18 protein-coding genes are annotated in these 18,904 nt (G+C 68.4%); 9 read left to right on the top strand and 9 right to left on the bottom strand.

The window, feature by feature from the left end:
- Positions 1–176: 176 nt before the first annotated feature.
- Genes AGI3411_RS06895 through AGI3411_RS06910 form a run of 4 tightly spaced genes read right to left on the bottom strand, consistent with a single transcriptional unit; the run spans position 177 to position 3,980 of the window.
- Positions 177–1,091, bottom strand: a complete 915-nt coding sequence (locus AGI3411_RS06895; RefSeq protein WP_129526646.1) for a sugar kinase — start codon at positions 1,089–1,091, stop codon at positions 177–179.
- A gap of 38 nt (positions 1,092–1,129) precedes the next feature.
- A complete protein-coding gene (locus AGI3411_RS06900) occupies positions 1,130–1,963 on the bottom strand; it encodes an HpcH/HpaI aldolase/citrate lyase family protein (protein WP_129526647.1) in 834 nt (277 codons plus the stop codon).
- A complete protein-coding gene (locus AGI3411_RS06905) occupies positions 1,960–3,153 on the bottom strand; it encodes a CaiB/BaiF CoA transferase family protein (RefSeq protein ID WP_129526648.1) in 1,194 nt (397 codons plus the stop codon). Before AGI3411_RS06905 ends, AGI3411_RS06900 begins: the two co-directional genes overlap by 4 nt.
- On the bottom strand, positions 3,150–3,980 hold the full coding sequence (locus tag AGI3411_RS06910; RefSeq protein WP_129526649.1) for an HTD2 family dehydratase: 831 nt from the start codon (positions 3,978–3,980) through the stop codon (positions 3,150–3,152). The genes AGI3411_RS06905 and AGI3411_RS06910 overlap by 4 nt, the downstream gene beginning before the upstream one ends.
- Before the next feature lie 149 nt (positions 3,981–4,129).
- On the opposite strand from AGI3411_RS06910, the gene AGI3411_RS06915 reads away from it, so the two are divergent.
- Complete coding sequence (locus AGI3411_RS06915; protein WP_129526650.1) at positions 4,130–5,023, top strand: LysR substrate-binding domain-containing protein; 894 nt, start codon at positions 4,130–4,132, stop codon at positions 5,021–5,023.
- A gap of 15 nt (positions 5,024–5,038) precedes the next feature.
- Here AGI3411_RS06915 and paaG read toward each other — a convergent pair whose 3' ends face one another.
- Genes paaG through AGI3411_RS06930 form a run of 3 tightly spaced genes read right to left on the bottom strand, consistent with a single transcriptional unit; the run spans position 5,039 to position 8,188 of the window.
- A complete protein-coding gene (paaG, locus tag AGI3411_RS06920) occupies positions 5,039–5,851 on the bottom strand; it encodes a 2-(1,2-epoxy-1,2-dihydrophenyl)acetyl-CoA isomerase PaaG (RefSeq protein WP_129526651.1) in 813 nt (270 codons plus the stop codon).
- Positions 5,848–6,960 (bottom strand): acyl-CoA dehydrogenase family protein, encoded by a 1,113-nt coding sequence (locus AGI3411_RS06925; protein ID WP_129526652.1) that lies wholly within the window; start codon positions 6,958–6,960, stop codon positions 5,848–5,850. The genes paaG and AGI3411_RS06925 overlap by 4 nt, the downstream gene beginning before the upstream one ends.
- 37 nt (positions 6,961–6,997) lie before the next feature.
- Entirely contained in the window at positions 6,998–8,188 is a 1,191-nt protein-coding gene (locus tag AGI3411_RS06930) for an acyl-CoA dehydrogenase family protein (protein ID WP_129526653.1), read from the bottom strand.
- 199 nt (positions 8,189–8,387) lie between these two features.
- Here AGI3411_RS06930 and AGI3411_RS06935 point away from each other — a divergent pair, with 199 nt between their 5' ends.
- Genes AGI3411_RS06935 through AGI3411_RS06955 form a run of 5 tightly spaced genes read left to right on the top strand, consistent with a single transcriptional unit; the run spans position 8,388 to position 13,515 of the window.
- Positions 8,388–8,792, top strand: a complete 405-nt coding sequence (locus AGI3411_RS06935) for a Zn-ribbon domain-containing OB-fold protein (protein WP_129526654.1) — start codon at positions 8,388–8,390, stop codon at positions 8,790–8,792.
- Entirely contained in the window at positions 8,789–9,961 is a 1,173-nt protein-coding gene (locus AGI3411_RS06940) for a thiolase (RefSeq protein ID WP_129526655.1), read from the top strand. Before AGI3411_RS06935 ends, AGI3411_RS06940 begins: the two co-directional genes overlap by 4 nt.
- 17 nt (positions 9,962–9,978) lie before the next feature.
- Entirely contained in the window at positions 9,979–11,499 is a 1,521-nt protein-coding gene (locus tag AGI3411_RS06945) for a class I adenylate-forming enzyme family protein (protein ID WP_129526656.1), read from the top strand.
- Between the two features lie 55 nt (positions 11,500–11,554).
- The gene (locus AGI3411_RS06950; RefSeq protein ID WP_129526657.1) at positions 11,555–12,532 is read left to right on the top strand and encodes a Bug family tripartite tricarboxylate transporter substrate binding protein; all 978 of its coding nucleotides are present in this window, start codon (positions 11,555–11,557) and stop codon (positions 12,530–12,532) included.
- 17 nt (positions 12,533–12,549) lie between these two features.
- On the top strand, positions 12,550–13,515 hold the full coding sequence (locus AGI3411_RS06955; RefSeq protein ID WP_129526658.1) for an NAD(P)H-dependent flavin oxidoreductase: 966 nt from the start codon (positions 12,550–12,552) through the stop codon (positions 13,513–13,515).
- Positions 13,516–13,607: 92 nt separating this feature from the next.
- On the opposite strand, the gene AGI3411_RS06960 is transcribed toward AGI3411_RS06955, so the two are convergent.
- Both AGI3411_RS06960 and AGI3411_RS06965 read right to left on the bottom strand, forming a co-directional pair.
- Positions 13,608–14,591 (bottom strand): Bug family tripartite tricarboxylate transporter substrate binding protein, encoded by a 984-nt coding sequence (locus AGI3411_RS06960; protein ID WP_129526659.1) that lies wholly within the window; start codon positions 14,589–14,591, stop codon positions 13,608–13,610.
- A 186-nt stretch (positions 14,592–14,777) separates the two neighbouring features.
- Positions 14,778–15,677, bottom strand: coding sequence for a LysR family transcriptional regulator (locus AGI3411_RS06965; RefSeq protein ID WP_043542479.1), 900 nt, complete (start codon positions 15,675–15,677; stop codon positions 14,778–14,780).
- 147 nt (positions 15,678–15,824) lie between these two features.
- On the opposite strand from AGI3411_RS06965, the gene AGI3411_RS06970 reads away from it, so the two are divergent.
- From AGI3411_RS06970 to AGI3411_RS06980, 3 genes are read left to right on the top strand one after another with little or no spacing between them, the layout of a single operon-like run.
- Positions 15,825–16,739: an SDR family NAD(P)-dependent oxidoreductase gene (locus AGI3411_RS06970; protein ID WP_129526660.1), complete on the top strand. Its 915-nt coding sequence runs from the start codon at positions 15,825–15,827 to the stop codon at positions 16,737–16,739.
- A 7-nt stretch (positions 16,740–16,746) separates the two neighbouring features.
- Positions 16,747–17,607 carry a MaoC/PaaZ C-terminal domain-containing protein gene (locus AGI3411_RS06975; RefSeq protein ID WP_129526661.1) on the top strand — a complete coding sequence of 287 codons (861 nt, stop codon included), beginning with the start codon at positions 16,747–16,749 and terminating at the stop codon, positions 17,605–17,607.
- Positions 17,604–18,839 (top strand): CaiB/BaiF CoA transferase family protein, encoded by a 1,236-nt coding sequence (locus AGI3411_RS06980; protein WP_129526662.1) that lies wholly within the window; start codon positions 17,604–17,606, stop codon positions 18,837–18,839. The genes AGI3411_RS06975 and AGI3411_RS06980 overlap by 4 nt, the downstream gene beginning before the upstream one ends.
- Positions 18,840–18,904 lie beyond the last annotated feature (65 nt).

Here is an 18,904-nt window from a genome sequence, read left to right on the forward strand (position 1 = left end):
GTCTGACACCCGTACGAAATGGCCTGACGATTGCCGGATTGCCTTCACGGGTGTCTGACACGTGTTCTGTATGAACGGCTTCAAAGTCAGCCGGTGTCAGACACCCGGGAAGACCGTCCCATGCATGGCGGACTGTCTCGTAAGGGCGTCAGACACACGGAAAGGAAGGCGGGGTGTCAGACACACGGAAGATCCGGGATTTTCGGCCCGAACGCCATCATCGCCCTCTCCACGTCCTCGACCTGCGGCAAACCCGCTTCGTTGCCCAGGCGCTGGATCTTGTGGGCGGACGCGGCCCGTGCGAACGTGAAGTGTTCCGACCAGGGCTGTTCCGGCCGGTTCAGGTAAGACCAGACGTAGGCACCGCGGAACACGTCGCCCGCCCCCGAGGTGTCGACGATGCTCGACCCCGGCACGTCCAGCGAAGGCAGGACATCCACGGTGCCCGCCTCGTCGTACCAGAGCATCCCACGCTCGCCCATCGTGACGGCGCCGATGCGGCAGCCCCTGGCCTTGAGCAGGTCCAGCAGGCCCTGAGGCGACAAGCCAAGCTGTTCGCACATGCGCTCGGCGCAGACCGCCACGTCGATGTAACGCAGCAACTCGTCGGTGTTCTCGCGCACGCTCCCGCCATCCAGCGAAGTCAGCACGCCCGCCTGGCGGCAGGCCCGGGCGTAATGCAGGGCTGCGTCGGGCTGGTGCCCGTCCAGGTGCAGGGCGCGGTAGCCGCCGATGTCCAGGCGGGGAAAGTCGTTCAGGTAATCCACGTCGCGCGCGCGGACGATCGCCCGCTTGCCGCCGTTGGGCATGATGAAGGACAAGGAGGAACGGCGCACCTGGCGCACATGCAGCGACACGCCATGCGCCGCGGCCATGTCGGTGTACATATGGCCCAGCCAGTCGGGCGCCAGCGAACAGATCAGGTCGGGCGGCGAGCCCAGCCGCGCGCAGGCGAACGCGGCGGTGACCGCATTGCCGCCGAAGGATACGGCGTAATCCCGCGCCACGCTCTTCTCGTCGCCCGTGGGCCAGTTGTCGGCCAGCACTGTGACGTCGATATAGGTGTGTCCAATGAAGAGCGCTTCGCGCATAGGCCTGCCAGAAAGAGATTGATCGGGATGGTGCCCCCCTACACGCCGGTGGATTCCCCCGCTTGCGCCAGCACCAGGCGCGCGCGCGCGATGACCGGCGCGTCGACCATCTTGCCTTCCAGCATGAAGGTGCCCGCGGCGGTGTCGCGATGCGCGGCGATGACGCGGCGCGCCCATTCGAGTTCGTGCTGCGCCGGCACAAAGGCGGCGTGTATCACGGCGACCTGCGTGGGATGGATGCACAGCATGCCGCCGAAGCCCATCTGCTGCGCCCGGCCCGCTGCCTGCGCCAGCCCGGCCTGGTCCTGCACGCCGGGAAACACGCCGTCCAGCGCGGGCGCCAGGCCGGCCGAGCGGCTGTGCAGCAGTACCTGCACACGCGCCTGGTCCAGGACCGTCGCGGCGCCAGGGGTGTCGGGTGCCAGCCCCATGTCCAGGCCGTAGTCCAGGCTGCCGAACGCGAGCCGCGCCACGCCGGGCGTCGACGCGACCTCGGCGGCGTTGAGGATTCCCTGGGCCGTTTCCAGGATGGGAATCACGGGCAGACCGGTCTGGGCCACGTGGCGAACCTGCGCCAGGCTTTCGGCCTTGGGCAGCAGTATGCCGGCCACGCCGGGCTTGCCGCGGCAGGCTTTCAGGTCGTCGTCGTGCCAGGACGTGGAGGCATCATTGATGCGCACCCATAGCCGGGCGCGGGGATTCGTCCCCAGGAAATCGCACAGGGCTTCCCGGGCGGACGCCTTGGCCAGATGCTCGACCGCGTCTTCCAGATCGACGATGACGGCATCCGCGCCGGCGGCGAGCGCCTTGGGGATGCGCTCGGCCCGCGAGGCAGGCACGAACAGGGCGCTACGGACGACAGGATGGGTCACACGACCTCCGAGGCATGGAACTGCGCCACCTGATCAGGCGCGTATCCCAATGATGCTAGCACCGCATCCGTGTTTTGGCCCACCGCCGGCACGGCCTCCATGCGCGGCGCGAAGGCGTTGCTGCTGGCCGGAGGCAGCAGCGCCGGCAGTTCGCCGGCGGGGCTGCCCACCTTGCTCCAGCGGTCGCGCGCCTGCAATTGGGGGTGCGCCCACACGCCCGCCATGTCGTTCACGCGGGCATTGGCGATCTGGGCGTCCTCCAGGCGCTGCGTCACCTGTTCAATGGACAGGTCGGCGAACGCCGCCACGATCAGCGCCCGCAGGTCGTCGCGGTTCGCGGTGCGCAGCGAATTGGAAAGGAAGCGCGGATCTTCCGCCAGTTCGGCCTGGCGCAGCACCTGGGCGCAAAAAACGCGCCATTCGCGTTCATTCTGCAGGCCCAGCATGATGGTGGAACCACCGCCCACGGGGAACGGCCCGTAGGGATAGATGGAGGCATGGGCGGCGCCCGCGCGCACGGGCGGGGAAGCGCCGTCGAACGCATAGTACATCGGGAATCCCATCCATTCGACCATGCTCTCCAGCATGGAGACGTCCAGGCGGCTGCCCTGTCCGGTCTTCTGGCGCAGCAGCAGGGCGTTCAGGATGGCCGAGTAGGCGTACATGCCCGCGGCGATGTCCGCGATGGAGCAGCCCGCCTTGACCGGGTCGTCCTTGGTGCCGGTCACGGACAGGAAGCCGCTTTCGCTCTGGATCAGGAGGTCGTAGGCCTTCTTGTCCTGGTAGGGGCCGCCTTCGCCGTAGCCGGAAATGTCGCAGACGATCAGGCGCGGATACTTCTTGTGCAGGGCGTCGAAGGACAGCCCCAGCCGCGCTGCGGCGCCCGGGGCGAGGTTCTGCACCAGCACGTCGGCCGATTCCAGCAGGCGGTCCATGATGCCGCCGGCTTCCTCGCGCTTGAGATCCAGCGTCAGGCTTTCCTTGGAGCGGTTGGTCCAGACGAAGTGCGAGGACAGGCCGCGCACACGCTCGTCATAGCCGCGGGCGAAATCCCCGCTGCCCGGGCGTTCGATCTTGATGACGCGCGCGCCCATGTCCGCCAGTTGGCGGGTGCAGAAAGGCGCGGCGATGGCGTGTTCGAGACTGACGATGGTGATGCCGTCCAGCGGACGGGGGGCCTGCTTGCTCATTCGGAGAACCTCAATTCAGCTTGGTGGGCCAGCGTGCCATCCTGCTCGGCCCAGAGCTGGGCCACGCCCGGCTCGGTCAAGCGGCCGGCGACCTGGAAGGGCGCGGGTGCGATCAGCGGGCGCAGGCCGCGGTACGACAGGTGGGTGAGACGCGCCTTGGGATGCGCGCGCGAGAAGGCGGCGACCATCTCCGTGGCGATGAGCGGGCCGTGCACGACCAGGCCGGGATAGCCTTCGGTGCCGGTCACGTAAGGATGGTCGTAATGGATGCGATGGCCGTTGAAGGTCACCGCCGAATAGCGGAACAGCAGCACGGAAGACGGTTCGACCGTGTCGCGCCACTGCGCCTGGGGCGCCGGTTCGCTGCCCGTGAGCTTGGGCGGCGTGGGCTGGCGGTAGACGATGTCCTGCTCTTCCTGGATGACGATTTCGCCCGCCTGGTGGTATTCGTGGCGCACCGTCACGAATAGCAACGCGCCGGTGCGGCCCGTTTTTTCCTTGACGTCGATGACGGTGGACACGCGCTCGGCCGGCACGCCGACCTTCAGCGGCTGGCGGAATTCCACACGGCCGCCCGCCCACATGCGGTTGCGGTCCTGGGCGGGCGGCAGAAAGCCGCCCCGCGAGGGATGCCCATCCGTCCCCAACCCATCCATGCCTACCGTGCTGATGAAGAACGCCCATTGCCACAGCGGCGGCAGGGCGTCTCCCTGGCCGGGCGCCGGACCGCCCAGAGTGGCGGCGATGCGCGCGGCATGGCCCGGGTCCATGGCGTCCGCCTTCCGTTCGCCGCTGCCGATCCATGCGGCCGGAGCTATAGTCGTCATGCCGATATCCTTAGGTGGGGTTTTTACAGCCTGAAGCATGCCCGCAAGCGCTTCGCATTGTGAATTCGTTTTTCCTCAAGGCAGGGTTTGCGGCGCCTGAATCGGACCGCACCCCCGCCGCCCCGGCCCCGCGCCGTAATATATGGGCTATGCACTTCGACCTCGCCGACCTCCGCCTGTTCATCCACATCGCCGAATCCCCCAGCCTGACCCAGGCGGCCAAGCGGGCGCATCTGTCCCTGGCCGCCGTCAGCGTGCGGATCAAGGCGCTTGAAAACCAGCTGAATTCCCGGCTGCTATACCGCGACAGCCGGGGCGTGGAGATCACGCCCGCGGGTCAGAAACTGCTGCAGCACGCCCGGGTCATCATGCGCCAGGTCGACCACCTGAAGCATGACTTCCAGGAGCAGGCGGATGGCGACGCCGGCCACATCCGCATTTTCGCCAACACCACGGCGGTCACGGAGTTCATGCCGGGCATCCTGGCGCAATTCCTGTCCGGGCACCCGGGCGTCACGGTGGACCTCCAGGAACGGCTGACGCGCGATATCGTGCGCGGGGTGCTGGACGGCACCACCGACCTGGGCATCGTGGCCGGACCGGTGGACGCGCCCGAATTGCAGGCCATCCACTTCAGTACCGACAAGCTCGTGCTGGTGGTGCCCAACGGCCATCCGCTGCAGGACCAGGAAAAGGTCAAGCTGGCCGACGCCGTGCGCTATCCGTTCATCACCATGCACGAAGGCTCCACGCTGGTGGCGTTCCTGCGCGATCAGCTGGAGCGCGTCGGCCAGCGCCTGCCCCAACGCATCCAGCTCTACAGCTTCGACTCGATCTGTCGGATGGTCCAGGCGGGCGTGGGCATCGGCGTCATCCCCGATTCGGCCGCGCGGCGGTACGGCGCCGACATGAAGCTGCGCGTGGTGGAACTGGACGAGCCCTGGGTCGTGCGCGAACGCAAGCTGCTGGTGCGCGACATCGACGCCCTGCCCGGCTGCGCGCGCGAGCTCATCGAGCAGATCCAGGGGACCCGGGCGCCCTGACGGCCGCCCCTCGCCTCAGGTGCCGGTGAAGGCCGGCGGACGCTTCTCCGCGAACGCCCGCATCCCTTCCAGGTAGTCGCCGGTCTGGCCGAGCTGCCGCTGCAGGCTGCATTCCAGGTCGAACTGCTGCGCCAGCGTATTGCCGCTGGACGCGTGCAGTGCCGCCTTGGTGGCCGCGTAGGCGCGCGTGGGGCCCGCCGCCAGTGTGGCCGTCACGTCGGCCAGCGTGTCCGCCAGCGCCGCGTCCGGCACTACCCGCCAGATCAACCCCCAGGACTCCGCCTGCGCGGCGCTCACGGCCTCGCCGAACAGCGCCGCGCCCATGGCCCGGGCCGAGCCCACCAGGCGAGGCAGAAACCAGGTGCCGCCCGCATCGGGCAGCAGCCCGATCTTGCTGAAGGCCTGGATGAAGCGGGCGGACTCCACGGCGAAGACCACGTCGCAGGCCAGCACCAGGCTCGCCCCCGCGCCGGCCGCAACGCCGTTCATGACGCACACGACGGGCACGGGCAAGGCGCGCAGACGCATGATGAGCGGCCGGTAGCGCTTCTCCAGCCCTTCGCCCAGGTCGCGGCGCGAGCCATCGTCCGCCGGTTTGCGTTCACCCAGGTCCTGGCCGGCGCAAAAACCGCGGCCGGCGCCGGTGAGGACCAGCCCGCGCAGGCCGGGTTCGGCCTCCAGCGTGTCCAGCGCCCGCGCCAGCTCGGCGTGCATGGTTTCCGTGAAGCTGTTCAAGCGGTCGGGCCGGTTGAGCGTGATGCAGCCCACGCCCTTTTCCAGGGTGAAACGGATCTGCGTGTAGCCGTCGCGAGGGGCCGCTGCCGTCATGCCAGCAGCTCCAGGACGGCCAGCTGTTCGGCGGTGTCGCCCAGCAGCAGGTCCACGGCGGTCAGGCGCTTGAAGTAGTCGCCCACCTCCAGTTCGTCCGTCATGCCCATGCCGCCATGCAATTGCACGGCCATCTGCGCCACCAGCCGGCCCGCGCGCGCGGCCTCCAGCTTGGCCGAAGCGATCATGCGCCGGCGCTGCGCGGCATCGGATTCGGTCAGGGCCGCCACCGCCACGTAGGCCATCGACAGGGCGAGTTCCTTGGCCACCAGCATCTCGGCCAGGCGATGCTGCAGCGCCTGGAAGGACGCCAGCGGCTGGCCGAACTGCTGGCGGGTCTTCAGGTAATCGACGGTGATCTCCAGCAGGCGCTCCATGGCGCCCGCGGCATGGGCGCACAAGGCTGCCGTTCCCCATTGCAGGGCCTGGGCCAAGGCATGCACCGCCGCCTCGCCTTGCGCCAGCAGGGCATCGGGCGGCAGGATGGCCCCGTCCAGGTCCAGACGGGCGCAGCGCGCGCCGTCCAGCGTGAGGGTGTCGGTCACGCGCACGCCCGGGGTGTCCGCCGGCACCGCCAGCAGCACGGCGCGCCCATCGTCGCATCGCGCGCTCACCAGCCACGCGGAGGCCGCCGCGCCATGCCAGACCAGGTGCTTGGCGCCGTCCAGCCGCCAGCCGTCGGCGGTTTCGGCGGCGCGGCAATCTTGCGGATCCGTGTCGTAGCGGCGTCCCGGCTCCTGGTAGGCCACGCTGACTATGGCCTCGCCCGCCGCGATCGACGGCAGCCAGCGGGCCCGCGCCGCATCGCCGCAGGCATCGAGCAGCGCCGCGCCCATGACAGCGCTGGGAATGACGGGCTCGGACACCAGCCCCCGCCCCAGTTCCAGGTGCACCGGCAGCAGGCTGGCCGGCACCTCGCCGAATCCGCCGAAATCCTGGGAGATGTTCAGCCCCAGCACGCCCAGCTCCGCCAACGCGCTCCAGGCCTGCTGGTCCAGCGTACCGGCGGCCTGCCGCAAGCGGCGCTGGGGAAAGGTCCATGCCTGGTCCACCAGGCGGCGCAGGCTGTCCGCCAGCATGCGTTGTTCTTCGGTATAAATGAAATCCATCGTCGCGCTCCTGTCGATACACCCTGGCGCCGCGGCCTTAGAGGCCCAGCACCTGGCGGGCGATGATGCCCTTCTGCACTTCGGTCGTGCCGCCGTAAATGGAGGTCTTGCGCATATCGGCATAGCCCGCGCCTGCCGCCGCGGCCATCTCGGGTCCAGGGCCCTGGAAGGCGGCGTCGGCGGACATCCAGTCCGGGTCGTACGGCCAGGCATCCGGCCCCGCCACCTCCATCTGCAGCATGGCCAGGTCCTGCTGGATTTCCGAGCCGCGTATCTTCAGCACGGAGGCCTCCGGACCGGGCGCCCCATCGTTACTGGACGCCACCCGCAGCAAGAGCATTTCCAGCGCCATGATGTCCACCTCGATGCGGGAAATCCGGTCGCGCATGCGGCCATCCGACAGCAGGGGCCGCCCGTGCGAGCGGGCGTTCTCCGCCATGCGCTTCAGAATGCCCAGTTCACGATGGCAATGGCCCAGCCCGGCGATGCCGGTGCGCTCATGGCCCAGCAGGTACTTGGCGTAGGTCCAGCCCTGGTTTTCCTCGCCGATGAGGTTGGCCGCGGGCACGCGCACGTTCTCCAGCCACACTTCATTGACGTCGTGGCCGCCGTCCAGCGTGCGGATGGGGCGGACCGTAACGCCCGGATCCCGCATGTCCAGCAGCAGCATCGAAATACCGCGCTGCGCCCGCGCGCCGGGGTCGGTGCGCGCCAGGCAGAACATCCAGTCGGCGTACTGGGCCAGCGTGGTCCAGGTCTTTTGGCCATTGACCACGAACCCGTCGCCGTCGCGTTCGGCACGCGTCTTCAGCGAAGCCAGGTCGGATCCCGAGCCCGGTTCCGAATAGCCCTGGCACCACCAGTCCTCGACCCGCGGAATCCGCGGCAGGAAGCGGGCCTGCTGTTCGGCGCTGCCGTACTTCATCAGGACCGGGCCGATCATGGACAGCCCGAAGGGCAGCAGGCGCGGCGCGCCCGCCTTGAAGCATTCCACTTCGAAGATCAGGCGCTCCAGCGCGTTCCAGCCGGTGCCGCCGTGTTCGACGGGCCAGCTCGGCGCGCCCCATCCCTGGTCGGCCAGGATGTTGTGCCAGCGCACGTAGTCGTCGCGTTCCAGCCGCTGGTGCAGCAGCACCTTGCCGCGGATGTCCTCCGGCAGCTTGGCCTCGGCGAACGCGCGCACCTCGTCTCGGAATCGGCGCTCTTGCGGCGTCCAGGTCAGGTTCATGGTCTACCTCCTTTCCCGGTATCTAGCCACGCCCCCGGCTGCCGGGCAATCTGCCTCTGCCGAAGACCGGCTTCGGGCTGGGTGTAGGGGCTCGCCCACTACGGTCCGGCGGAAGGCCTGCTTCAGCAATGAAGAATGGCCCTGCGCGGCGGCAGTGCCGACACTAGGGCCTGTTGACACTAAAGGGCCTCATCGCATCATGACCGTTCCCGCCTCCCAGGAAACCGCGCCGCAGGGCGTCGAAGCGCAGTACCGCCAGGCGCTCGACCAGGGCCGCTTCCTCATCCAGCGCTGCACTGGCTGCGACCGCGCCGTGTTCTATCCCCGCATGATCTGTCCGCATTGCGGCGCGGATTCGCTCGCCTGGATCACGCCCGACGGGCGCGGCACCGTCTACTCCACCACCGTCGTGCGGCGCAAGCCCGACGCGGGCGGCGACTACAACGTGGCACTGGTAGACCTGCAGGAAGGCGTCAGGCTCATGAGCCGCGTGGAAGGCTTGGCGCCCGAAGCCGTGCGCATCGGCATGGCCGTGCGCGCCCAGGTCGCGCAGCAGGACGGGCGCGGCCTGGTGGTGTTCGTTCCCTGCAAGGAGGCGCAATGAAGCTCGACGATCTGCGCGGCGCCGTGGCGGTGGCCGGTGTCGGCCACGCGGGCCTCGGCCAGGCCGCTGGCCATACTGAAATGGAAATCCTGGTGCAGGCAGCGCAACGCGCGGTGGCGGACGCCGGCCTGTCCATGCGCGACATCGACGGCATCTGCACCGCCAGCGTGGCCGCCCCGATGTGGGCGATGCCTGTCATCGAACACCTGGGCATCCGGCCCACCTTCATCGACAGCACGATGCTGGGCGGCTCGAGCTTCGTCGCGCACCTCATGCCCGCGCTGCATGCGCTGGCATCGGGCCAGTGCAACGCCGTGCTGGTGTGCTACGGCAGCACCCAGCGCACCTCCACGCTGAGCCGGGCCGAAATCGGCCGCGTGCGCAAGCAATTCGACCCCCAGCCCTATGAAACGCCTTACGATCCGCTGAGCCCCCTGTCGTCCTACGCGCTGGCTGCCGCCCGTCACATGCACCAGTACGGCACGCGCCGCGAGCACCTGGCCCAGGTGGCGCTGGCGGCCAATCAATGGGCTCAGCTGAATCCCGAGGCGCAGCTGCGCGAGCCCGCCACGCTGGAGCAGATCCTGGCGTCGCGCATGGTGTCCGATCCCCTGAGCGTGCGCGACTGCTGCCTGGTGACCGACGGCGCGGGCGCGTATGTGCTGGTGCGGGCCGACCGCGCGCGCGACCTGCCCCGCCCGCCTGTCTATGTGCTGGGCAACGCCACCGCGGTCTGGAACCGGCAGATATCGTCCATGGAAGACCTGACCGTGACGGCCGCCGCCGAATCGGGCCGGCGCGCGTTCGACATGGCGCGTGTAGCGCCCGCCGACATCGACGTGGTGGAGCTCTACGACGCCTTCACCATCAACACCCTGCTCTTTCTCGAAGACCTGGGCTTCTGCGCCAAGGGTGAAAGCAAGGACTTCATCGCGGACGGCGCGATCGCGCCGGGCGGCAGGCTGCCCGTGAACACCAACGGCGGCGGACTGTGCTGCGTGCATCCCGGCATGTATGGCGTCTTCATCATGATCGAAGCCGTCCGGCAATTGCGCGGCGAATGCGGGGCGCGCCAGGTGGCCGGCGCGCAACTGGCCCTGGTGCACGGCAACGGCGGCACGCTGTCCAGCCAGTCCACGGCAATCCTGGGCACCCGGGCCACTCTCTGAACGACGCGATCCCCCCAATGCCCCACACCGCCCCCCACACCCGCATCCATGACGTGCTGGCGCAGCAGGCAAGCCTGCGGCCGGACGCCGTCTTCCTGTACGAGGAAGGCGGCGGCACCTTGAGCTATGCGCAATTCTGGCAACGCGTGCAGGACGTCGCCCGATGGCTGCAAGCACAGGGTGTGCAGCCCGGCCACCGCGTCATGACAGTGGGTGAGAACTGCAGCGCGATGATCGCCGCCCTGTTCGGCTGCAGCCTCGCGGGCGCCTGGCCAGTCGGCGTGAACGCCCGCCTCTCGACCCGTGAAATCGGCAACATCCGCCAGCATGCGCAGCCCGAAGTGACGCTCTACACCACCGGCATTTCGCCGGATGCGCGCAGCCATGCCGGCGCGGCGGGCGCAAGCGACGCCGAGCCCGCAGTCTGGGGGCCCGGGGTGCAGGCCCTGCGGGCGGACGCGCCCACGTCCCCGGAAACGGGCGGCCACGCAAGCGAAGTGGCCACCCTCATCTACACGTCGGGCACGACCGGCGCCCCCAAGGGCGTCATGGTGCCGCACCGGGGGCTGCTGCACTTCGCCCGCGTATCGGCCGCGTCGCGCCGCCTCACCCCGCACGACATCGGCTACGCGGCGCTGCCTATGTCGCACATCTTCGGAATCGCCACCGTGCTGATGGCCACCGCGCATGCCGGGGCCAGCCTGGTGTTGCGCAGCCGCTTCGATTCTCAAGACGCCTTCAAGGCGCTGGCCTGCCCCGGCGTCACCATCCTGCAGGGCGTGCCCACCATGTTCAGCCGCATGATGGCCGCCGCGCCCCCCAGGGCCTCGCTGCGCGCGCCCGCGCTGCGCTACGTCTACACCGGCGGCGCGGCGCTGGACCCAACCCAGAAGCGCGACGTGGAGCGCTACTTCGGCGTGCCGATGCACCATGGCTACGGCATCACCGAGTACGCGGGCTCCATGTTCATCACCGACATCGATGCGCCGCGCACAGACTGCTCCGCCGGCACTGCGGTAGCGGGAGTGGAACTGCGCATCGGAACGCCGGACAGCGGCGCGCCCGTTCCCGGCCAGCGCGGGGACATCCTGATCCGAGGCCCGGGCGTGATGCTGGGCTACTACCGGGATGCCGCGCAAACGGCGCAGGCCCTGCTGCCCGGCGGCTGGCTCCAGACCGGCGATATCGGCTACGTCGACGCTGGCGGCGCGCTGTTCATCTCGGGCCGTTCCAAGGACCTGATCATCCGCTCGGGCTTCAACGTCTACCCGATCGAAGTCGAGTCCGTCATCAATGCGTTTCCCGGCGTGCGCCTGTCCGCCGTGGTGGGCCGCGCAACGGCCGACCAGAACGAGGAAGTCATCGCCTTCGTGGAACCCCTGGCCGGCGCCTCGCTCGACCTCCAGCTGCTGACGCTGCACCTGCGGGCCCAGCTCGCGCCTTACAAGCGGCCGGCCCGGATCATTCCCATCGACACGATTCCCACCACAGTCAGCGGCAAAATCCTGAAGCAGCCGCTGAAAGAAAGGCTGGCGTAGCGCGGACGAACCGCTGCGCTCCACGACTGGCCCAAGCACACAAGGAGACATGAGCATGCGCATCAAGACCCTGTTCGCCGCGGCAGCCGCCACGGCGATGATCACCATCGGCCAGTCCGCCTGGGCCCAGGCCCCTTATCCGGACCGCCCCATCCGGCTGCTGGTGGGCTATGCCCCGGGCGGGCCCGTGGACACCACGGCCCGTGTGTTCGCCAAGTACCTGGGCGACAAGCTCGGCCAAGCCGTCGTCGTGGAGAACCGTGCCGGCGCCAGCGGCATGATTGCCTCGGACGCCACCGCCAAGGCGGCTCCCGACGGCTACTTGCTCGGCTTCGCGGCCAGCCCCACGCTCACCATGTCGCCCCTGGTGCAACGCAGTACGCTGTTCGACCCGCGCAAGGACTTTTCGCTGATCGGGCTGGTCGTGGACTATGCCAACGTGCTGCTGATCGGCCCGCAGATTCCCGCCAAGGACGTGGGCGAACTCGTGACCTACGCGCGCGCGCATCCGGATGCGGTGTCCTTCGGTTCCGCCGGCATCGGCGCCTCGAACCACCTGTCCGCCGAACTCCTGAAAAAGCAGGCTGACGCGCCGATGCTGCACGTGCCCTACCGCGGCAACTCCCCCGCCATGATGGACGTGGTGAGCGGCAAGGTGACGTTCATGTTCGACATCACCAGCACCGCCATTCCCTTCATCAAGAGCGGCAAGGCCCGCGCGCTCGCGGTCACGTCCAAGACGCGCAATCCCGAACTGCCCGACGTGCCCACGATGATCGAAGCCGGCATGAAAGACTATGAAGTCGTCGGCTGGTACGCGCTGGTGGGCCCGAAGCAATTGCCCGATGCCGTGTCCGCGCGCCTGACCCGGGCCCTGGCCGACGTGTCCAAGGACCCGGCGTTCCGCCAGGCCATGGTCGACGGCGGCTACGCCATTAACAACGGCGACTCGAAGGCCCTGCAGGCCCGCATCGATCGCGAGTACGCCTTGTGGTCCGACGTCATCCGAAACGCCAACATCCAGGCCAACTGAAGCTCCGGAGCGCCATGATGAACCCGCCGTCCGCCTTGCGCGCCCAGACCCGCCTGCCGGTCATCGGCGCCCCGATGTTCCTGGTCTCCGGCCCCGAACTCGTGATCGCGCAATGCGGTGCGGGCATCATCGGCACGTTTCCTTCCCTCAACGCCAGGCCGCAGGAGCAGCTGCACGCCTGGATCAGCCGCATCGAAGAGGGCCTGGCGGCGCGGCGCGCCGCGGATCCCGAAGCCAAGGTGGCGCCCTACGGCGTGAACCTGATCGTCCATCCCAGCAATGCACGCTGGCAGGGCGACCTCGAGATCTGCGCCGAACGCCGCGTGCCGCTTCTCATCACCTCGCTGCACGCGCCCGAGGCCGCGGTGCGCGCCATGCATCCGCGGGGCGGCCTGGTTTTCCACGACGTCACCACCGTGCGCCACGCCAAGCGCGCGCTCGATGCCGGCGTAGACGGCCTGATCCTCGTCGCCGCCGGCGCGGGCGGCCATGCGGGGCAGGTGAACCCCATCGCGCTGGTCAACGAGATACGCGCCTTCTACGACGGCCCGCTGGCGCTGTCCGGCTGCATCAGCCACGGCAAGGACATCCTGGCCGCGCAAGTCATGGGCTGCGATTTCGCCTACATGGGCACGCGCTTTATCGCCACGCAAGAGTCGCTGGCCGGCGACGCCTACCGGGAAATGGTGCTGCAGGCGCAAGCCGCCGACGTGGTCTATACCCCCTACTTCTCGGGCGTGCCGGCGAACTACCTGTCGGCCAGCATCCTCGCGGCGGGGCTAGACCCCGCAGTGCTCGCGAAACACCGCGAGGCCCCGCCCCCGGCCCTGGACAAAAACTCGCGTCCCAAAGCCTGGAAAGACGTCTGGAGCGCCGGCCAAGGCGTGGGCGCGGCGCAGGAGATCCTTCCGGTGGAAACGCTAGTGGCGCAGTTGGAAGCGGAATACCTGGGCGCCCGGGAAGCGGTAGCCCTTCGTGTCTGACACCCGTAGTGTCTGACACCCGTACGAGACGCACTCCATTTCGCCCTGTCGTCTCCCGGGTGTCAGACACGGAGGTGTCCGGCACGCCGCTCCTACTCCAGTTTGATCCCCGCCGTCTTGATCACCTCGCTCCATTTCGCGATCTCGGCCTGGACGAACTCGCCGAACTGCGCGGGCGTGCCCGGCCTGGGCTCCGCGCCCGCCGCGATCATGCCTTTGGCGATGGCCGGATCCGACAGCACCTTCACCATGTCGGCATTCAGCCGCGCGACGATGCCGGCGGGCGTTCCCTTGGGCGCCAGCACGCCGCTCCATGAATAGGCCTCGTAGCCCGGCAGGCCCGACTCCGCGATGGTGGGCAGGTCGGGCAGCATGTCCGAGCGCGCCGGATTGCCGACGCCCAGCGCGCGCACCTTCCCCGCCTTCAGGTGCGGCACGGCGGACGGGCCGTCGGCGAACATCACCTGCACCTGCCCGCCCAGCAAGTCCTGCATGGCGGGCGCGCTGCCCCGGTAGGGAACATGCTGGATTTTCACGCCCGCCATCGCATTGAAGAGTTCGCCCGCGAGGTGCGTGCCTCCCCCCGTTCCGGACGAGCTGAAGGCCAGCTTGCCCGGATTGGCCTTTGCGTAGGCGATCAGTTCGCTGACGGAGTTCACGGGCAGCGACGGATTGACCACCAGCACGATGGGAAAGACCGCCGCCATGCCCACCGGCTCGAAATCGCGGCGGATATCGTAGCTGAGGTTGTCGCGCAGGCTGGGCAGCACCGCATGATGGATGGAGGCGAAGAAGAAGCTGTAGCCATCGGGTTCGGCCTTGGCGGCGAACTGCGCGCCCACGATGCCGCCCGCGCCGGAACGGTTGTCCACGACCGTGGGGACGGACCACAACTGGCCTAGCGGCTGCGTGGTGAAGCGGGCTGTGGTGTCCACCGGCCCGCCCGCTGGAAAAGGCACGATGAAGGTGACGGCGTGGCCCGGCCAGGCGGCGGCCCGGGCCCAGGACGGAAAAAGGGTGGCGGCGCACGCGGCGCCCAGCCCCGCGATCACGCGGCGGCGTTGAGTATCGGTCACGGCTGTCTCCTGGGTCTTGTTTTTCACGGCCTGGTCTCGGGAAGCCTTGCCTGCCGCGTTATTTATTATTTTCCGAATGCGCGCATCCGCCGCTACACATTTCCGGAAGCCCCTCTTTCGTACGACGCCGATGTTCGGTCACCGGACACTCTTTGGCCGCCGACCTGCCGCGCAAAGCCCTGCGCGCTACTGCCCGCGCGCGGCGCGCTGCAAATGGCCGATGAAGCATTCCGCGAAGCTGGGCAGGTCGCGGCCCCGCTGGCGGCACAGCAGGCGGTCGCGCAAGGCCCACGGATCGTTCAGTTTCAGCACGTGCAGCGCATCGGGACGGCTGTAGCGCGCCGCGCAGGCGCGCGGCACCACGGCAATGCCGGCGCCGGCTTCCACCATCCGGCATACGGCCTCGAAGCTGCCCACGTGCACGCGCTGGCAAATGCGTTTGCCCAGGCCGCTGGCGATGTCTTCGAGGAAGGTCTGGATGGCGCTGTCCGGATGGATGCCCACGAACTGGTAGGCATCGACCAGGTCGACGAAGTGCGCGGACTCCTGCGACGCCAGCGGATGATCCAGCGCCGTCACCACGGTGAGTTCATCGCGGAACAGGGGCGTGACGTCCAGCCCTTCCACATCGATGTTGCCCGCCACCAGCCCCAGGTCGCCCGCGCCCGCGCGGATCGCGATGACGATGTCGCCCGAGATCTTCTCTTCCAGTTCCACGTCCACGTCCGGGTTTTCCGCAAGAAACGTGGAGAGCGCATCGGCCAGGAAGGAATTGGTGGCCGTGGTGTTGGCCAGCAGGCGCAGGCGCCCCTTCAAGCCGCTTGCGTAGGGCTGGAGATCCGCGTTCAGGCACTCGAGCTGGCGGAAGACGGCGTTGGCGTGCTTGAGCAGCACCTCGCCCGCCGGCGTCAGCGCGACGCCAGTGGCCATGCGCACCAGCAGCCTGGCCTTGAAGGCCTCTTCCATGTTCTTCACCCGAGCGCTCGCCGCGGGCAAGGACAGGAAGGTCCGTTCCGCGGCACGGGTCAGGTTGAGTGTTTCCCCCACGTTCAGAAACAAACGCAGGTCGGTCAAGTCATGTCTCATGTTCCACCACGCAGAAGGGGGTCATTTCTAATTTTGAATTCTGCGAATGCCCTGCCGAATCTACCATGGTGCATCCCTGTAAACCAGACTGGTTGATACGGAACTGTTTTCCACGCGGCGCAGGCCGCAGCAAAGGAGTCATCCTCAATGAGCGGCATCGTTTCCGGCAAGGTAGTGATCGTTACGGGCGCGGGCGGCGGCATCGGCCGCAGCATCGCGCTGGCCATGGCGCAGGCCGGCGCCAAGGTGGTCGTGAACGACATCGGCGTATCGCTCGCGGGCGAAGGCGGCGCGGAAGGCCCGGCGCAAGCCGTCGTCCGGGAGATCCTCGCGGCCGGCGGGCAGGCAGTGGCCAACACCGACAGCGTCGCCGCCTACGACAGCGCCAGCCGCTGCGTGCAGGCCGCAATCGACGCCTATGGCCGCATCGACGCCGTGGTCAATAACGCCGGCAATCTGCGCGACCGCGTTTTCCACAAGATGAGCGAAGAGGAATGGCGGCAGGTGCTCGACGTGCACCTGAACGGCTCGTTCTTCATGAGCCGCGCCGCCGCGCCCTACTTCCGCGAACAGGAATCCGGCGCGTTCGTGCACATGACGTCCACCTCCGGCCTCATCGGCAATTTCGGCCAGGCGAATTACGCGGCGGCCAAACTGGGGATCGTCGCCCTGTCGAAATCCATCGCGCTGGACATGGCGCGCTACAACGTCCGCTCCAATTGCATCGCGCCGTTCGCCTGGAGCCGCATGACCAGCTCCATTCCCGCGGAAACCGACGAGGAAAAGGCCCGCGTCGAGAAGCTGAAGAAAATGGAGGCCGGCAAGGTCGCCCCTATGGCCGTCTACCTGGCCAGCGACGCAGCCAGCGAAATCACCGCGCAGATCTTTGCCGTGCGCGCCAACGAGATCATGCTGATGAGCCAGCCGCGGCCGCTGCGCACCGTGCACCACAGCGAAGGCTGGACGCCCGAGCGCATCGCCGAAATCGCCGTGCCCGCCATGCGCAAGCACTTCTACGCGTTGGAGCGCTCGCCCGACGTAATCGACTGGGATCCGATCTGAGGCCGCCATGCCCCTGGACTATGCAACCGTGAAGGACTGGCGCTTCGACGACGTGCGCCAGCGCTACGACGAAAAAGATGCCATGCTGTATGCGCTAGGGATCGGCCTGGGGCAGGACCCCGAAGACACCGGCCAGCTGCGCTACGTCTACGAAAAGGACTTGCAGGCGTTTCCCACGCTTTGCGTCGTGCTGGGCTACCCGGGCTTCTGGGTCCAGGACCCGCGCGCCGGCATCGACTGGGTCAAGGTGGTGCACGGCGAACAGCGGCTGACCCTGCACGCGCCGTTGCCAGCCTCCGGCGTGGTCGTCGGCAAGAGCCGCAACACGCACGTGATCGACAAGGGCGCGGACAAGGGCGCCATCATCGTCACCGAGCGCACGCTGCACAGCGAAGACGGCACCTGCCTGGCCACCCTGCAGCAAAGCACCTTCTGCCGCGGCGACGGCGGCTTCGGCCAGGGCGACGCCAGCCCGCCGCCCCTGCCCGCCGCGCCCGATAGCGAACCGGACCTGCGTTGCGAGCTCCGCATTCCGCCGAATGCCGCCTTGCTGTACCGGCTGAACGCGGACCGCAACCCGCTTCACGCCGATCCGGAAGTCGCGCGCCAGGCCGGCTATCCCCGGCCCATCCTGCACGGGCTCTGCACCTACGGGCTCGCGGCGCACGCGATCGTGAAAACCTGCTGCGGCTACGACGCCTCGCGTCTGGCCAGCCTGAACACGCGCTTTTCCGCACCGGTGTATCCCGGCGAAACCCTGCAATGCGACATATGGCGGATGCCCGACGGACAGGTCCGCTTTCTTGCACGCGCCCGCGAACGCAACGTGGTCGTGCTCAGCAACGGCACCGCGACGGTGCAGCCATGATGCGGCCGCCCGCGCTCGATGGCATCCGCGTGCTGGACCTGTCGCGCATCCTGGCCGGCCCGTGGTGCACGCAGAACCTGGCCGACCTGGGCGCCGACGTCATCAAGGTCGAACGCCCGCGCGTGGGCGACGACACGCGCGCCTGGGGCCCGCCCTTCCTCAAGGACGGCAACGGCCAGGACACGAATGAATCCGCCTACTACCTCAGCGCCAATCGCAACAAGCGCTCGATCGAGGCCGACATGGCCACGCCGGAAGGCGCGGCCCTGATCCGCGAACTGGCGGCCGTGTCCGACATCCTGGTCGAGAACTTCAAGGTGGGCGGCCTGGCCAAGTACGGCCTGGACTACGACAGCCTCAAGCAGATCAACCCCCGCCTGATATATTGCTCGGTCACGGGATTCGGGCAGGACGGCCCCTTTGCCCAGCGCCCCGGCTATGACTTCATGATCCAGGGCATGGGCGGCCTGATGAGCATCACCGGCGAACGCGACGACCTGCCCGGCGGCGGCCCGCAAAAAGCGGGCGTGGCCGTGACGGACATCGTTACCGGCATGTACGCCACGGTCGCCGTGCTTGCGGCCCTGCAGGAACGGCACCGCAGCGGCCTGGGCCAGCACCTGGACATCGCGCTCCTCGACAGCCACGTGGCCCTGCTGGCCAACCAGAACTCCAACTACTTCAACTCCGGGTTGGCCCCCACGCGCGCCGGCAACGCGCACCAGAACGTCGTGCCCTACCAGGTGTTCGCCGCCAGCGACGGTCATCTGATCGTGGCCACAGGCAACGAATCGCAGTACCGCGCCTACTGCACGGCCATCGGCGCGCCGGAACTCGGAGACGACCCGCGCTACGCCACCAACCGCCTGCGCGTCGCCAACCGCGAAGCGCTAGTCGGCAGGCTGGCCGATCTCATGCGCCAGGGCAAGCGCGACGACTGGATCGCCAAGCTGGAAGCCGTCGGCGTGCCCTGCGGCCCCATCAACAACATCGCGCAGGCCTTCGCGCACCCGCAAGCGCACGCGCGGCAGCTGCGCCGCGACCTGCCCCATCCCGCCGGCGGCATCGCCGCCGTCACCGCCAGCCCCTTGCGGTTCTCGGCCTCGCCGGTTGCATACCGCCGCGCCCCACCACTGCTGGGCGAGCACACCGAGGAAGTGCTGCGCGACGTGCTGGGGAAATCGGCGGAAGCGATTGCGGCGTTCAAGGCGGCCACCGCGCGGGCGAACTAGGACGGCGGGCGCGTTACGCAACGTCCCGCAAGCCGGGGTGCCGCCCAAAAAAAACGGCCGCTGAT

The organism is Achromobacter agilis, from assembly GCF_900496965.1.
Lineage (GTDB): Bacteria > Pseudomonadota > Gammaproteobacteria > Burkholderiales > Burkholderiaceae_B > Achromobacter > Achromobacter agilis.

Bases quoted from the DNA above. Each gene is read 5' to 3' on its own strand.
- AGI3411_RS06895 (WP_129526646.1), bottom strand. From the start codon at position 1,091: ATGCGCGAAGCGCTCTTCATTGGACACACCTATATCGACGTCACAGTG.
- AGI3411_RS06905 (WP_129526648.1), bottom strand. From the start codon at position 3,153: ATGAGCAAGCAGGCCCCCCGTCCGCTGGACGGCATCACCATCGTCAGT.
- AGI3411_RS06910 (WP_129526649.1), bottom strand. From the start codon at position 3,980: ATGACGACTATAGCTCCGGCCGCATGGATCGGCAGCGGCGAACGGAAG.
- AGI3411_RS06915 (WP_129526650.1), top strand. From the start codon at position 4,130: ATGCACTTCGACCTCGCCGACCTCCGCCTGTTCATCCACATCGCCGAA.
- paaG (WP_129526651.1), bottom strand. From the start codon at position 5,851: ATGACGGCAGCGGCCCCTCGCGACGGCTACACGCAGATCCGTTTCACC.
- AGI3411_RS06925 (WP_129526652.1), bottom strand. From the start codon at position 6,960: ATGGATTTCATTTATACCGAAGAACAACGCATGCTGGCGGACAGCCTG.
- AGI3411_RS06930 (WP_129526653.1), bottom strand. From the start codon at position 8,188: ATGAACCTGACCTGGACGCCGCAAGAGCGCCGATTCCGAGACGAGGTG.
- AGI3411_RS06935 (WP_129526654.1), top strand. From the start codon at position 8,388: ATGACCGTTCCCGCCTCCCAGGAAACCGCGCCGCAGGGCGTCGAAGCG.
- AGI3411_RS06940 (WP_129526655.1), top strand. From the start codon at position 8,789: ATGAAGCTCGACGATCTGCGCGGCGCCGTGGCGGTGGCCGGTGTCGGC.
- AGI3411_RS06945 (WP_129526656.1), top strand. From the start codon at position 9,979: ATGCCCCACACCGCCCCCCACACCCGCATCCATGACGTGCTGGCGCAG.
- AGI3411_RS06950 (WP_129526657.1), top strand. From the start codon at position 11,555: ATGCGCATCAAGACCCTGTTCGCCGCGGCAGCCGCCACGGCGATGATC.
- AGI3411_RS06955 (WP_129526658.1), top strand. From the start codon at position 12,550: ATGAACCCGCCGTCCGCCTTGCGCGCCCAGACCCGCCTGCCGGTCATC.
- AGI3411_RS06965 (WP_043542479.1), bottom strand. From the start codon at position 15,677: ATGAGACATGACTTGACCGACCTGCGTTTGTTTCTGAACGTGGGGGAA.
- AGI3411_RS06970 (WP_129526660.1), top strand. From the start codon at position 15,825: ATGAGCGGCATCGTTTCCGGCAAGGTAGTGATCGTTACGGGCGCGGGC.
- AGI3411_RS06975 (WP_129526661.1), top strand. From the start codon at position 16,747: ATGCCCCTGGACTATGCAACCGTGAAGGACTGGCGCTTCGACGACGTG.
- AGI3411_RS06980 (WP_129526662.1), top strand. From the start codon at position 17,604: ATGATGCGGCCGCCCGCGCTCGATGGCATCCGCGTGCTGGACCTGTCG.